Source organism: Terriglobia bacterium (assembly GCA_035712365.1).
GTDB lineage: Bacteria > Acidobacteriota > Terriglobia > UBA7540 > UBA7540 > SCRD01.
In genome coordinates this window covers 162827-177060 of sequence record DASTAW010000039.1, presented here as the reverse complement: position 1 = coordinate 177060, position 14234 = coordinate 162827, and the positions used below count along the sequence as shown (strand labels likewise).

General features: G+C 55.5%; 13 protein-coding genes. 7 read left to right on the top strand and 6 right to left on the bottom strand.

All coding sequences use genetic code 11. The features are described from left to right. Positions 1 to 66 precede the first annotated feature (66 nt). The 3 genes from VFQ24_12020 to VFQ24_12010 form a co-directional block, all read right to left on the bottom strand. Positions 67 to 996 (bottom strand): metallophosphoesterase, encoded by a 930-nt coding sequence (locus tag VFQ24_12020; protein ID HET9179075.1) that lies wholly within the window; start codon positions 994 to 996, stop codon positions 67 to 69. Positions 997 to 1018: 22 nt separating this feature from the next. Then, the gene (locus VFQ24_12015; protein HET9179074.1) at positions 1019 to 1600 is read right to left on the bottom strand and encodes a hypothetical protein; all 582 of its coding nucleotides are present in this window, start codon (positions 1598 to 1600) and stop codon (positions 1019 to 1021) included. Between the two features lie 222 nt (positions 1601 to 1822). After that, entirely contained in the window at positions 1823 to 2908 is a 1086-nt protein-coding gene (locus VFQ24_12010; protein HET9179073.1) for a phospholipase D-like domain-containing protein, read from the bottom strand. Between the two features lie 283 nt (positions 2909 to 3191). Between VFQ24_12010 and VFQ24_12005 the strand changes: the two genes are divergently transcribed. After that, on the top strand, positions 3192 to 4265 hold the full coding sequence (locus VFQ24_12005; protein ID HET9179072.1) for a hypothetical protein: 1074 nt from the start codon (positions 3192 to 3194) through the stop codon (positions 4263 to 4265). Between the two features lie 16 nt (positions 4266 to 4281). Here VFQ24_12005 and VFQ24_12000 read toward each other — a convergent pair whose 3' ends face one another. The 3 genes from VFQ24_12000 to VFQ24_11990 all read right to left on the bottom strand — a co-directional run bounded on the left by VFQ24_12000 (position 4282) and on the right by VFQ24_11990 (position 7284). After that, positions 4282 to 6159: an ABC transporter ATP-binding protein gene (locus tag VFQ24_12000; GenBank protein ID HET9179071.1), complete on the bottom strand. Its 1878-nt coding sequence runs from the start codon at positions 6157 to 6159 to the stop codon at positions 4282 to 4284. A gap of 137 nt (positions 6160 to 6296) precedes the next feature. Then, positions 6297 to 6908 (bottom strand): VTT domain-containing protein, encoded by a 612-nt coding sequence (locus VFQ24_11995; GenBank protein HET9179070.1) that lies wholly within the window; start codon positions 6906 to 6908, stop codon positions 6297 to 6299. Positions 6909 to 7077: 169 nt separating this feature from the next. Continuing rightward, positions 7078 to 7284, bottom strand: coding sequence for a CsbD family protein (locus tag VFQ24_11990; GenBank protein ID HET9179069.1), 207 nt, complete (start codon positions 7282 to 7284; stop codon positions 7078 to 7080). Positions 7285 to 8257: 973 nt separating this feature from the next. Between VFQ24_11990 and VFQ24_11985 the strand changes: the two genes are divergently transcribed. The 6 genes from VFQ24_11985 to VFQ24_11960 all read left to right on the top strand — a co-directional run bounded on the left by VFQ24_11985 (position 8258) and on the right by VFQ24_11960 (position 14198). Beyond that, on the top strand, positions 8258 to 8671 hold the full coding sequence (locus tag VFQ24_11985) for a hypothetical protein (GenBank protein HET9179068.1): 414 nt from the start codon (positions 8258 to 8260) through the stop codon (positions 8669 to 8671). A gap of 52 nt (positions 8672 to 8723) precedes the next feature. Further along, positions 8724 to 9074, top strand: coding sequence for a hypothetical protein (locus tag VFQ24_11980; protein ID HET9179067.1), 351 nt, complete (start codon positions 8724 to 8726; stop codon positions 9072 to 9074). 557 nt (positions 9075 to 9631) lie between these two features. Further along, positions 9632 to 10753 carry a PAS domain S-box protein gene (locus tag VFQ24_11975; GenBank protein ID HET9179066.1) on the top strand — a complete coding sequence of 374 codons (1122 nt, stop codon included), beginning with the start codon at positions 9632 to 9634 and terminating at the stop codon, positions 10751 to 10753. Positions 10754 to 10877: 124 nt separating this feature from the next. Then, positions 10878 to 11417: a response regulator transcription factor gene (locus VFQ24_11970; GenBank protein HET9179065.1), complete on the top strand. Its 540-nt coding sequence runs from the start codon at positions 10878 to 10880 to the stop codon at positions 11415 to 11417. A gap of 612 nt (positions 11418 to 12029) precedes the next feature. Beyond that, complete coding sequence (locus tag VFQ24_11965; GenBank protein HET9179064.1) at positions 12030 to 12689, top strand: response regulator transcription factor; 660 nt, start codon at positions 12030 to 12032, stop codon at positions 12687 to 12689. A 504-nt stretch (positions 12690 to 13193) separates the two neighbouring features. Then, positions 13194 to 14198 carry a hypothetical protein gene (locus VFQ24_11960; protein ID HET9179063.1) on the top strand — a complete coding sequence of 335 codons (1005 nt, stop codon included), beginning with the start codon at positions 13194 to 13196 and terminating at the stop codon, positions 14196 to 14198. Positions 14199 to 14234: the final 36 nt, after the last annotated feature.

Genomic DNA, 14234 nt, shown 5'->3' with positions numbered 1-14234 from the left:
CCGAAGCACACTCCAGCATACGCCTTCCTAACCCCTGATTGGCCACCGCGGACTGAGGATGTCAGGTTAACGACTGGAAAGATTGGTGTTCAGGGTGATTTCAGCGTGGTCCACTATTTTACCTGTCCGTGAGATAGTCTGAAGGAAAAGATCGCTGCCGGCAATCTGTACGATCATAAATGTGCGATCTGTATCAAAACCGGCTGCCATTTCAGGCGACGGTCTCCGCAAGTTGTGGTAACGCAGTTGGCCGGCGCTGCCCTCCACAAAATAGTAGGTGCCGTTCTGAGGTTTGATCCTCTCGTAGACGTGGTCATGGCCTGAAAAGACCACATTCACTCCATACTTTTCAAAAATTGGCGCCAGTTGGGCCCGCAAGTCGAGGTCGGGCCCATGATACTTGGCGTCAGAGTACAAAGGATGGTGAAAGAAACATATCTTCCATTTCGCGGATGAAGCCTGAAGTTGCTGTTTGAGCCAATCGAGTTGCTCGGGGTTCATATAATTGCTGTCGAGCGCGAAAAAGCGGGCGTTGCCTTTATTAAAGGTATAATAGCTCCGGCCGTCCATGTTGAATGGTTTATAAAATCGTTCATTGCGCCAATCGTGATTGCCCAGCGACGCATAGAACTTCACTCCCTGGTCCAGCAGCGGCTTGTACGGCCCCTCAAACTTCCGTTCCAGATCCGCAGGACTGTGGCCGCCGTAAATGTTGTCCCCGAGCATGATCACAAAATCGAATGGAAACGATTCATGGTAGCGGTCCATCTCCCGGGCGACAGTGTATTCGTCGGGTCCGCCGGTCCCGTTGTCGCCGATGACGGCAAACCGGACGGAGTTCTTTTTGAGCGGAAAGGCGAGCGCTGGTGGATTGCTCCCCAGCTCACCTGCGGCCTTCTCTGCCGAGGGAGACAGCATGTTCGGAGATGCTCCCGGGATGCCGCAGCGGCTAAGAGACAGTGCGCCAATAAGCAAAAGCAAGGCACGAAATCGCATGAAGTACCTCAAACTTGAAGAACTACGGGACCGCTTCGGGGACAAAATCGACCACGAGGTCTGCTTTAACGTCATGGAGAACCAGGTCGTGGTTAACTACGCGGTACTCCAATTCCGTGGGAAGTTTTGGCAGATTCAGCAAAAGCGAAGGAGGAGTTGTTTCCACAGGAGTCGCGGCAGGATACGGATGATTGACTTCAATGTTCGACTTGACGGGCGCTCCACGCTGCAGGCTGGAACGAATCCGCCCCGCGCGCGAGCCAGTCATGGTAGTACGGATCAGGCGGCGGAACTCTGCCGCGACGGGCTGAGTGAAGATTTCGCCCCGAGTGGCGTGGGGCCGGGCAGCTACAATCCTGGCTGCAAGGGCATGCTGGTAGTCCAGTATTTTCGCCTGGGAAGCTGTTGACTTAAGTGCCGGCAGTTGCCCCGCGGCCGCTTTATGCAGCTTCATGTAGCTCTCAATTCGCTTTTGGAAGTCGGCGACGATCGCGGATTGCTGATTGACGCGCTGATGCTGGCCGGAGGCGGCCGCACCCGTTGCCAGGACAGCCGGAACCAATATGGCTCCCAACGTCACTGCGACCCGGTTTCGCCCTCGCATAGACATGCACCTTCACACAATGTTCAGCAATTAGCTTTCCAGTAGTTGGACACAACCGAGGATCCCGGCCCGGCAATTGCCATAACATTTGCAAAACATGCGGTTTTGCCGGATCGGAAAAAGCATGGACCTGAAGAAGAGAGTATTGGCCGGCGCGGGCCAACTGGAAGATAATCTCATTCAGGGCTAATTTTACGCTCTCCGGGGCAGACCGGTTTCCACTCAATTTCGCTTTACGTCCTTCATGGCGTCGGTAAGAGTTTCATCAATTACTGCCTTGACTGCCTTTTTGACTTCCCGTTCGACTTTCTTATGCTTGACTTTAACATCGCCATTTGTGCCCACGGCTTCTTCGAGGGACCCTTTAATGATTTCGGCCAGGGAGGCGTTCTCCTGGGTAACCACCTTAACCAGGTGTTTTGCAGTCTTGCTTGTGGACACGCTCCTCTGCTCCTTCGAAAGGGCGCCCATGGTTGCCATTGCCCAGTCCTTCTCAAAGGTCTTGAGGAGGACGCCAATCACCTTGGCATCCTCGAAGATCAATCCGGCTTCCCTGCGCCCATCCAGCTCAATTCCACGCAAACTCTGGCTTCCGATGAAGGCCCGTTGCCCATCGCGAATGATCGTGCGTGTGTGCAGCCTTATGCTTGGCAGCTTCCGGACCGTTAACTCTTCGTGGTGATGAGTCACCTTTCCGATAATTTTCACTTCCACTCCTGCGCGCGCACGCTGCTGGAGCAGGTGGATCATGGGAATATCGCTGATTTTCGGATCGTAGATCAGCAGTTGCTTTCGGGCTCCGCGAAGGAAAACAGTAAGCTGCTTTCTGGCGTTCGCCGGGCTCACCACCAGCGTTTCGAGTCCGGCCACATAAGACCGTCTGTTTGCATCCGCTTCAAACAGTTTGACGCTTTCCTGAACGATTGGTTTGCTCTTCGTGATAATCCCAAAGCTGCGGCTGCGGGCGATGTCCAGATAGGTGGCGTTGAAGCCCATCAGGTAGAGCACCTGGCGGTCAATAATCATCAGCTTGCTATGATAGCGCGCCAGATTGTTGTCAGTTCGACCCACAGTGATGCCCTGGTCCAGCAGACGCATCTCAAGCTTGCGCAGATATTTCTCGCCTCCGCTGCTGACGGATGCGATCAGCGCGTGAACAAAGACTCCTCGCTTTGCCGCGTGAGTCAAGGCACTCTCGATCTTCCGATGGTCAAAGCGGAAAATCGTAATTTCTATGGTCGTTTTGGCGGAATCAATTCCCTTAATCAGCTCATTGACCCCGTCATCGGGCTGTACGACCAGCATCATGGCAAATCCTCTGCATCATCCGCCTTGAGGACTAGAACTCAGAGATGATGCATCGAGCGTGTATCCAGGTCAGCTTCGCATGCTGAGTCGGTTCAACACAAGCAGTGCGTTGCTTACTATGTTCCGGCGGCAGTTTCATCGTAAGTTGCATATACCGCGTCTGTCCGTTTTGCAAGCTTCCGCAATCCCTTACTTTAGCAATTGGGATGCCATTCGCTTGCTTTGGCATCGCGATTGCCCGAAAGGTCAGGGGAGACATGTCCGCGAGGAGAGTGCTGTGCTAATGTCTCACATCCGCAGAGTCCCGATATTGAGGGGTTTAAGGCGGCTAATCTATCTTCTTGCCATCGTGGCAGTTGTTTCAAATTTACATGCTGCCCTGAAAAAAGGAAAGGGAGCGACCCGGCCAGGACAAGCTATTTCCGGGCATGTAAATGTCCTTCTTTGGTCTCCTCCAACAGATATTCGGCGCCGAAATCTATTTTTCGGACCCGGCGGCAAGGAGCACCAGCCCGACACCGCTTTCACTTTTATTAAGGAAGACCTCGACGGGACAAGCCCTAAATTTATTGTTCGGGGCCGGGACGGCACAAAGTGGAAGGTCAAGCTGGGGCCAGAGGCCCAGCCGGAAACCGTAGCTACACGCCTGATCTGGGCGGTTGGTTACCAGGCTGACGAGGATTACTTTCTGCCGCTATTCCATGTAAAGGGAATGCCCGAACATCTCCATAGGGGGCAGGAGTGGATCGGACCGGGAGGCGAGGTCCGCGGTGGGCGCTTGGAACGATATTTGAAGGGCCAGAAAAAAGTGGGACAGTGGAACTGGGAGTCAAACCCCTTCAGCGGGACCCGCCAACTGAATGGGCTGCGAGTCATGATGGCCTTCGTCAACAACTGGGACGTGAAAAACCAGAATAACGCCATTTATGATGAGGATTCACTCTCGGAAACTTCAGATAGCGGGCGTCGCCTTGTCTACCTCGTCAGCGACGTGGGAGATAGTTTTGGCTCCGGAGGGCGCGGCTGGATGCATACGAAGTCAGCAGGCAGTCTCAAAGCCTACAGAGGCTCAAAATTCATCGGAAAAGCTGGGTCCGATTATGTCGACTTTAATCTTCCCGCAAAGCCACCTCTCCTGTTCTTCCTGAACCTGCCGGAGTACATCGTCCGGCTGCAGATGGGACAGGTTTGCAAAAATGTTCCCCGAGAAGACGTCCAGTGGATCGGGCATCTTCTGGCACAGTTGTCGCCTGAGCAGATTGACGACGCATTCCGGGCCGCCGGATATACGCCAGAAGAAGTGGAAGGGTATTCCAAGGTTGTCCTCGAGAGAATCGCAGAGCTTAATGACCAGTGACCGGAATTCCAGAAGTTTACGGTGCGCCTCTTCGTGAAGTCTCCGGCTCCGCCAGGTCCCCGCGGAATTGGATCTCGTAGAGCTTCGCGTAGAGGCCGCGGGCGTCCAATAGCTCCTGGTGTTTTCCACTTTCTGCAATGGTCCCATTGTCCACCACATAAATAATGTCAGCGCGGCGGACGGTTGAGAGCCGGTGCGCGATAACGACACAGGTCTTCCCCTCCATCAGGCGGTCTAATGCTTCGAACACCAGCTTCTCTGAATTTGCATCAAGCCCTGAGCTTGCCTCATCCAGAAGGAGAATCGGAGTGTCGCGGATAATGGCGCGCGCGATGGCAATACGCTGACGCTGGCCGCCCGAGAGCGTCACCCCGCGCTCGCCAATCAATGTATCGTAACCTTCGGGCAGTTTCTCAATAAACTCGTGCGCGTTTGCCAATTCGGCAGCCCGGAGGATTTCAGCCCGCCTGGCTTCCGGCTTCCCGTAAGCGATGTTCTGCCAGACCGTAGCTCGAAAAAGCAGAGTTTCCTGCAGAACAAAACTGATCTGACTCCGCAGAGACTTCACGCGGAAGGTCCGAATATTGTGGCCATCGATCTTTACATTTCCCGAGACCGGTTCATAAAAACGGGCAACAAGGCTGATGATGGTGGTCTTCCCAGCGCCCGTCGGGCCTACCAGAGCGGCCACCTGTCCAGGTCCAATCTGAAGGCTGAGATCTTTCAGCACCGGCGGGCCATTGACATAATTGAAGCTGACGTCCTCAAATTCAATTTTGCCTTTGAAGCGCGGAGCAGAGCGCGCTTTGCGAACGTCCCTGATCAAGGGGTCCGTTTCGAGGACTTCGCGAATGCGTTCGTAGCCAACGGCAGCTCTCGAATACGTGTCCGTCATTTTTGAGAGGTTTTGCATCGGCTTGTACATTTTGCCGAGGTACAGAATGAAAACGATGAGTGAACCTACCGAGAGCCTGTTGCTCATGACTGCCTGCGCTCCGAACCATAGGACCAGGCACGTGCCGGTGGCCACTACGATGCCCACCAGAGGCGTAAGCCTGGCTTTCAGATTACGCGCGCACAATCCTGCTTCGACACTTTCGAGGCTTTCTGCTTCAAATCGGCGCTCCTCATAATCCTCACGTGCAAACGCCTTGACCACTCGCATCGAGGAAAGGACTTCCTGCACGATGGAGGTGATCTCACCCTCCTTCTTGCGTACCTGCCGTGACGCTTTCTTGATCCGGCGTGTATACGAATAAACAATGACAAAGAGGACAGGTGAAATTGAAAGGGCGATAAGGGTAAATCGCCAGTCCAGGTACAACATCACGCCGAGCATGCCGAAGAGCGTTATTCCGTCGACCAAAGATCCAAGCGCGGCGGTGGTGATGAAACTTCGGATGGCATCGATGTCGCCGGTGATCCGGCTGATCAGATCGCCAGTTTGCTTCTGGTCATAGTAAGCAAGAGAGAGCCGGTGGATGTGCGAGTAGAGCATCCGGCGCAGATCGTGCATGACCCACTGGCCGACACTGGCCATTAGAAAGCTTTCTTCGTACGAGCAGAGGGCGTCCAGAAGAGCAATAAGGGCGAGGGAGCCGACGGCGAATTCCAGAATGGCGGTCTTGTCCGTTCCGATAGTGGAAAAAATCCATTCGTTCAACCATCCGTGCCCGGATTTCGACCGGAGCACGTTATCGATTACGATCTTCAGTGGCCACGGCTCGAGCAGTCCGGCGGCACTTTCGCCGACCGCTGCAAGCAATCCGATTGCAAAAGCTTTCGAGTGTGGCTTGAGCAGGTCCCAGATGCGAAACCTGTGGGCGGATTTTCTGTCGCCTTTTTCCATGACGCTGTTCGCAATTTCGATGTCCTTGTCAGGGATGCAAATCAAGGACTATCTGCTAACTTCTCTCGAGCGCACATTGCGGCCAGGCTGGCCCATTGTAACGGATTCGCTTCCGAGATTCTCCAAGACCGCGTGACCTCCACGTTCACACAAGTGGTCTCAGAACTCACCCGCGTTTCGGGTCAAGCCGGCTTTTCGTGTTTCTTTCGCTTCTCGACCCATTTGTAGGCTGTTAAGACGCTTCCCGCCAGAGAGATGACTATGAGGATGATTACCGCCAGTTCCACGCCCTTCGACCTGGAAATTTCCATCAACTGGTGGCCGAAATAGAGCGCCAACAGCGCCTCCGTCATGTATCGTGCGAGGCGAGCGATGCCGACAACTGTCAACAGCTTTCTCCGAGGGTATTGCAGTGCCGAAGCCGCGATGATGATGGGAGTGAATGGAAAGGGAGGCGGCATCAGCGATGCAACCGACAGGGCCCAGGGAGCGCTTTTCCTCACTCGTTTGGTGACGGATTGGACCCGATGCCGCGATAGCAGCCTTTCCAGGCCCTTCTCTCCTTCTTTCCGGCTCAAGGGGTCTATGATCGCGCATCCCGCCACAGATCCTGCGGCCGCCAGTAGAGCATAAAAAGGCGCCATCGTATGTTCTCGAGCCACCATGGCAACGAGCAGAAAATCTGGTCCAAAGGGGATAAACAGGAAAGAAGCATCGAGGAGGGTCAGCGCAAACAGGCCAAGTCCGCCGAAGCGGCTTACAAATGAAAAAAGGTTGGATACAAGTTCGTGCAACCGATGCGGCCTCGCAGACCAGTTCCACGGCCCTCTGAAGCCTCCATGATTGGCCGGTGCCTTGCATGTCTGGGCGACTTCGGCAGCGATTTCCCCATCGGACCCTGCAATCTCTCCATCCAAGCGAATGTTAATAGCATCTGCCGTCTGCACGCCCCATGCTGTCATGTCATCCTTTCATAACGACCTTAAACCAGGTGTAGACCTGGCGCTCAGCAGCCTCTTTGGGCACTCCATATCTTTCGCGGATTTTCCCGACAAGGACATCTTTTCGACCACCGATCGTTTCCAGATCAGACTCCGTCAATCTGCCCCACCTTTGCCTGACCGGCGTCTTAAATTGTCTCCAACTGCCTTCGATTTGATGCCAGTTCATAACATGCCTCGCTTCCAAAGGTTTCAGACCGCTTCAGCAGGCCGGACCGATACCTATCGAGTGCCGCAGACGGCCCGCAGTCGCCTGTGCGATGGCCAGCAGTCACGTCACGCTCGCCACACACCAATGGCTTGGCTTTGGCCCGCGTGCCATTGCCCAGAAAGTTCAGAATTGCCTCGACCCGCAACGGAGGTGCGTCCGGCGCCGCACGCCTTGCAGCGCGCAATCAGCGGGCCAAAAGGCACGCGATGTGAAACCACTGAAACGACAGGCCCAAATCGAATGCAGTTGACAAGCGGGAATTGACGCACATGGAAGAATTTTCACAATAATGGCCGGCAGTGCAGCAATTCATGGACGTTTTGTTGCCGGAAGTCCCTCATATCCTTTCCGTTGGCCGAACCGCATGGGCGGGGACCCTTCGTCGGCAAGGGATTTGCAACGCCAGATGTTGCACTGCAGGAATACCCCTTGCGTGAGCGGGTGTAAGACTTGATATAAGGTTGGTGCGACCATTGCGTCACTCATCGTGCCGTTGGGGCGCACACCAGTGGGACGGTGCGACTGGGGGAGGGCCGCCTGGCCGCCTGCCGCGAAACAGCCCGCACGCGCTCAAATTGAAAGTGGTTCTCTCAGCTTTGCTTCCATGCTGGACCCATGCGTAAATGTACTTAGCACGGCGGTACGTACACTTCCGAATTGAACAAAAGCAGCCCTGCAAGATACATTAAGCCTTCCAAGGCGGAGCGAATCCAAACATCGTCCACGGAGGAGGGCGTGCATTTGACTTCATTCTTCCTCCCTTTGAAGGAGGGCCGCTAGCCCATATCGTTACTACGGCTGCGGATGATGCCCGCTCGCGGAGAGTGCGACTGTCCGTAACGGCAGTGGCATGATTGCCAAAGCTTTGGACCGTCCGGAATGTCTTCATGCCGCGCACAGAGAGATCAGGCAACTAGCACGGAGGTGCATTATGGGCCCGCAAGTATCGGAGTCTTCGGCCAGGTCAGAGAGCGCCGAAGGATGTGTGGTTCTTGTCTTCAGCACTGACCGCGATTTTCTCGAACACTATCGTGGAGTTTTCCTGTCTCTGGGGTTCGTTCCCATTACAGCGGCCACCGTCGAAGCGGCGTTGGCCATTCTGCGGTTGATGGTCGTCGCATTCGTGGTCGTGGACCAGAGCAGCGGGATCGAGGCAGACCGCAACATCCTGAAACGCGTCCAGAGTGCTCAGCCGCACGCCCTGGCCCTGGTGATTGCGGAGCAACCCGATCCACTCTTTCGCCGCGAAGCGCTTGCGCTGGGAGCTGCGGAGTATCTGCACCACCCGGCGGATTCTAAAGATTTCGCGCATGCGTTCCACCTGGTCTGTGAAGAGGTGCAGTAACGGCGACCAGGGCCGAAATCGCCAATTGCCGGCCACAGGGAGGTCAATCAGTATGCCAACATCATTCGAATATGGAAGGGTTTTGACTCAGGCCCAAAAGCCAGTCAAGGAACCCACGGTACTGTTCATGTGCGAAGATTCCGCGGAAGCCGAAAGGTGGAGCAAATTGCTTACGTCTACCGGTTGTGCGGTGAAGGTATGCAGCAATTTTGTTGAAATGCTCCTCTATCTTGAACATGAGATCTTTCACCTGGTCATCATCCTCGAGGGTGAAACTCACAGCCCAAGCTGGCGGACGGCGGCTGAATTTATCGCCGAAGCCAACCAGGGCACTCCTTTCTTCGTGATCAATCGCATGGGAGAAGCCGCTGGTCTTGCGCCTTCGGTAGGGAGCCTGAATTAGGTAGGCGTTCGAGGACGCCGTTTTCGTTCACTGTAATCACAGGCGTCAACCAGCGCCGGCACGAAAAGAGCGTGCGTTCCAGGATGGTGCGGGTCCAACCGAGGCCCAGCCGAGGCATGAGGGCGAGGATGGACCCCAACGTTAAGTCACAGTGTTGAGTCCTCGATTTAAAAATCATAAGCTCCAACATCCTGGCAGCCTCCCGCCGCCCGGAGGCTTTTTTGACCGGCCCGTCGGACCTCTTCCCGCATTCACATGGCCGGCATTCCCGTTAAGCCGGATGACTGATGTTGTGGTGAGCAGCGGGCCTGAATAATGTGCTTTCGGCAGGGGACCGGCCGTGTTAGCTTGAAAATTCACGGAATCCCGACCGGGGCTGGCGAAACAGCATACAGGGCAGGGCAATCTAGGGAAGATTGCATAATCTAGTGACGTCGTTTTTGTAGCGCCGCCGTCTCGGCAGCTTTTATCGAGGCCGGTCCCGCTTGGCGGGACCGGCGCTACGCGAAAACGTCACTATATTTTGAAATCCTCAAAAACAAGGGCCTGGGTGAGACGTGATTGAATCTCCCTCTCGGATTGGGCAACCATCTGGCATTCTCGACGAGCGAGGCCATGACACACGATGGCACGTCGAGGAGCAGTTCCGCCTGGTGGTGGAATCGGTCAAGGACTACGCGATTTTCATGCTGGATACGCGGGGAAACATCGTGAGCTGGAACCAGGGCGCGGAAAGGATCAAAGGGTATCAAGCCAGTGAGATTATCGGCCGCCACTTCTCCGTTTTCTACACACCGGAAGATATAAAATCCGGCGTGCCGGAAGAAGTGCTCCGCATCGCCGCCAGAGACGGCCGCTTTGAAAGGGAAGGCTGGCGGCTCCGCAAGGATGGCTCGCGTTTCTGGGCTGATGTGGTGATCACCGCCCTGACGGACCCCCAGTCACGCCTGATAGCATTTCTGAAGATCACGCGGGACCTCACTGACCGCGTGCAAAAAGAGCGCGCGCTCCAGGCATCTCAGCAAAGTTTGCGCGAGCTTTCTGCCCAGATCCTTCGCGCCCAGGACGAAGAACGGCAGCGAATTGGCAGGGACCTGCACGATGGCGCCGGCCAGTATCTGGCCATGCTGAAAATGCATCTGGAATCGCTGAAATCCGGGCGGGTCCCCATCGAGACGGTCCAACAAAGGCTCCCTGACCTTGTCCAATTGGCGGAAGAAGCCTTGAAAGAAATAAGGGCCACCTCCTATCAATTGTCTCCTCCGATGCTGGAAGAGTGTGGATTGGCGCTCGCCATCCCGTGGCTCCTGGACGGATTCATGGACCGTAGCGGGATCGCCACGACTTACGACTTATCCGGTTTCGACAGGCTGCCGCGCAGCGTTGAAGTCGTGATTTATCGAATCCTTCAGGAATGTCTGGCCAATGTTGGGCGGCACTCCGGGAGCAAGACAGTTTGCGTTAGCTTACGGAAGAAGGATGGCTCGATGTGGATGGAGGTCAGAGATCAGGGCAGAGGCATCCCCCAGGACGTTCTGGAGGCTTTTCGTCATGATTCTCCGGGCAAGCTCGGCGTGGGGTTGCGAAGCATCAAGGAGCGCGTCTATCACCTTGGTGGCGAACTGACACTGAATTCCGATGGGCAGGGAACCATCATCGGCGCCAGGCTCCCGGTTTAGAAGTTGTTGAAAACTCCCTCTGCCACGGGACCGGCTTTTTAACGGCCTGCCAGGGATCTCGCGGCATGATTTCGGGTCAGGAGGTCAGGCTTGGCGCGGAGATTACGCGCCGGAAAGGTTAGCAATGGAGTGGACGGTCCTTATCGCGGATGACCATGAGATCGTGCGCAAGGGTATTCGCGATATGATCCGGCAGTTCAGGCCCGAATGGAAAGTGTGTGGCGAAGCCGGCAACGGCGCCGATGCCGTGGAGATGGGCAAGACATTAAGCCCTGACGTTGTCATTCTGGACATCGCAATGCCCGGCATGAGTGGCATCGAGGCAGCATCTCAGCTTGCAAGGTCTCATGTTGCGTGTCGCGTCCTTTTGTTTACGATGTACGAATCGAGCAGGCTGGCAGAAGCGGCGCGGGAAGCCGGAGCACATGGGTACGTGTTAAAGTCCCAGGCTGCGCATCACCTGATTCTGGCAATTGATCGCATCATGGCAGGTGGCACATTTTTCGGCGCTCCTGAGGCCAGCGGCGACCCTGACGGGAAGACATCCTCAGGGGGAGGGCCCATACTCTGCGAGGACCTGGGCGCTCGGGGGGCGATTGCTCCCCCGAAAAGGAGCATCGAAAAATTTCGCTGGTTGTGGCCGGGGAAAGGACTTTCAACCTGACGGGGACATGTTACATCTCGCGCGGTCTGGTGGTAATTTCGCCAACTGATTTCGGCCTATGGCCTGCGTGCTGGGAAACCCCGCCGCCCCGCGTGCGGGTCACCGCCACGCCGTAAGAAGTCACGTGCGGCGGGTTGGAAGAAGCCTAAAGGGGCATCAGAATTCTCTGTTGCTTTTTGAGTCATTGAGGTGTAGTGTACGGCCATCAGGAGCATTTGAATACCGCTAGTCGGTTGAGACGTTGCCGCAATCTTTTTCTGCGTTGCGAAGGGACTGGTGTTCTTGATTTTTTGCGGGGGGGGCCTTGTGGGGTGTTTTGTTTTACACGTCTCGTCTCGACGCCCTCCGAAAAAGGTAAATCAAGAAAAATCTGATAGAGCAGCAGTCCAGCGCTTTGGGTTGCGCGCGCCGGAGATACTACGACCGCTGACTCACACGGCCGGGTAATACTCCGGATTCGCGTCGCGCTCCTCGAGGGCGAGAGGCGTGGTAAGACCTGGCGGCCTCCGCGCTGGGTTTGGCCGTGTCCCAGGAGCGTTTTCGATTTCCCAAGGATACGGTAGCACCGAGGGTCCCTTCGTGAAAGTCAACGGGGAGAAAGGAGGCCCTTATATGATGAATGCCATTCGCATATTGATTGCAGACGATCATCCGGTGGTCCGGCGAGGGGTGCGGACGCTGCTGGAAACTCGCGATGGATGGTCAGTCTGCGGAGAAGCTCGCACAGGCGAGGAGGCTTTGGAGCGGGTCAAGACGCTGAAGCCCGACATTTTGATCATGGACATTTCCATGCCTGGAATGCGGGGCTTTGAAGCGATCCGGAAAATCCATGAGATCGACCCGAACGTCGGCATTCTCACGCTGACGATCCACGACACCGAGTCAATGTTCCGGGGGGCGATGGAGGCAGGGGCCCACGCCTACGTGCTGAAGTCAGACCTCGACGGCCGGCTGATCGAGGCCGTGGAAGCTTTATGCGAAAATCGGGAATTCTTCAGCCCCGGCATTACTCAGACCGTTCTGAAAAGCTGCATTGAGGATTATCATGACCGGCAGCCTGGACCGCAGGACCCTAAGGTCCTCACACCTCGCCAGTTGGAGGTCCTGAGACTGGTGGCCCGCGGAAACAGTAACAAAGAAGTGGCAAACATCCTGGGCATCAGCAACCGTACGGTTGAGGCGCACCGTTATCAGATTATGAGCCGGTTGCATGCCAACACGTTAAGTGACCTGGTCATCTTCGCCGTGCGAAATAAACTGATCGGGACTTAGCGGCGTTCAGGAAAAACGGTCCGCCACTATCGAGATTGTCTGCACAGGTCAGATCCAACTCCATGCTTCCATTTCCATGCGCCTGCATTTTTGCCATCACCCAAATCTCAGCCGCCGCGCGCCGTGATTAGCTGCGGGACCCGCCATCAAACCACTAAAACTTCAAGTATCACGGAAGTGAGTAATTTGGATCGGTATTTATCGCGACGAATGCAGCCACGTTCCATGGCCGCCAAGAATTCCACCGGGAAGAACTTTGTGCATCATTGAAAAGGCAGGCGGGCCCCGCGCCACGTCCGTTAACCCTCCGGCATTCAATGACTTTGAGAATTGCAGAGAACGGAACTGGAGTTGCTCATGTAAAAGAGGGATAGCTGCTAGCTGTGTTCAACAGCATCGTCTGCGGCCGCGGACCGGAACAGTTGAGGGTCTTGCTGAACCTGGAAAGCGCCATGGCTGCGCAGGCGAGCCCGCACGGTGGCGAGGGACCGGAAGAAGAACCACGTGAGATTGCATGAACAACAGTACAATGCAACAGCCACGGTTCCACTGCAAATCAGGTCCCAGTTCGAGATACGGCACAAAGGCCCGATGACGCCCACGGTGGAGTGGGTCGAACGGTGGGGATGTTCGATAGTAATTCTGGGCCTGTTGCTCAACGGGCCAGGAGCTCTTTTCTGCGCCTCAGCCAAGGGCAAGCAACCGGCTCATCTCAGCGCCCGCGACCTCGTCAAGGATGTTACCCGCAAGGAACAATTCGCTCGCAAGAATCCGCAGAATTATTACAAATTTGTTCAGGAAGAGAAAAGCCCCGACGGCACACAAACAAGCATCAGAATAGAAACCCCGAACGGAGAAATTGGAGAGGTGGTTTCTGTCAACGGGAAACCGCCTTCACAAGCGCAATGCCGCAAAGACTCTGATTCTTTGAAGAAACTTGCCTCGGACGCAAAACTTCAGCAGCGCCAGGCACGGGACGAAAAAGAACAATCGGACCGGATTGATACGTTGATGGCGGCGGTCCCGGACGCTTTCATTTTTAAATATCAGGGAGAGCAGCAAAGCGGCCAATGGATTGTCATCAAGTTTCGTCCCAATCCAGGATTTCAGCCACAGTCGCATGAAGCTTCCTTGCTCAAGGGCATGCGAGGCACTCTCTGGGTGGACCCCGCAAGTCACCGCCTGGCCAAAATCGAAGGCACCTTATTCGAGGACGTGAATTTTGGGTGGGGATTTCTGGCGAGCCTTAAACAGGGAGGTCATTTCACGATGCAACAGTCAATTGTTCCGGGCGGAAGTTGGAAACAAACATTCCTCAAAGTAGACCTTGATGGCAGCAAATTGGTGCTGGGACGAATCCACGTGCATTTCAAAGACGTTTCCGAGTCGTTTGTCAGACTCGACGATCCGGGCACTGTGGCCGGCGCGGTGAGCATGCTCGAACATAGCCCGGTGGCGTGCAACAAAAGCCAGGACACGGCGACGACTGCCCAGGCCGAAGCCCGTTAAAGGCGCGCGATAGACGAAGGTCGGAGGGACCCAACT

Bases quoted from the DNA above. Each gene is read 5' to 3' on its own strand.
- VFQ24_11970 (HET9179065.1), top strand. From the start codon at position 10,878: ATGGAGTGGACGGTCCTTATCGCGGATGACCATGAGATCGTGCGCAAG.
- VFQ24_12020 (HET9179075.1), bottom strand. From the start codon at position 996: ATGCGATTTCGTGCCTTGCTTTTGCTTATTGGCGCACTGTCTCTTAGC.
- VFQ24_12005 (HET9179072.1), top strand. From the start codon at position 3,192: ATGTCTCACATCCGCAGAGTCCCGATATTGAGGGGTTTAAGGCGGCTA.
- VFQ24_11965 (HET9179064.1), top strand. From the start codon at position 12,030: ATGATGAATGCCATTCGCATATTGATTGCAGACGATCATCCGGTGGTC.
- VFQ24_12010 (HET9179073.1), bottom strand. From the start codon at position 2,908: ATGATGCTGGTCGTACAGCCCGATGACGGGGTCAATGAGCTGATTAAG.
- VFQ24_11985 (HET9179068.1), top strand. From the start codon at position 8,258: ATGGGCCCGCAAGTATCGGAGTCTTCGGCCAGGTCAGAGAGCGCCGAA.
- VFQ24_12015 (HET9179074.1), bottom strand. From the start codon at position 1,600: ATGCGAGGGCGAAACCGGGTCGCAGTGACGTTGGGAGCCATATTGGTT.
- VFQ24_11980 (HET9179067.1), top strand. From the start codon at position 8,724: ATGCCAACATCATTCGAATATGGAAGGGTTTTGACTCAGGCCCAAAAG.
- VFQ24_11990 (HET9179069.1), bottom strand. From the start codon at position 7,284: ATGAACTGGCATCAAATCGAAGGCAGTTGGAGACAATTTAAGACGCCG.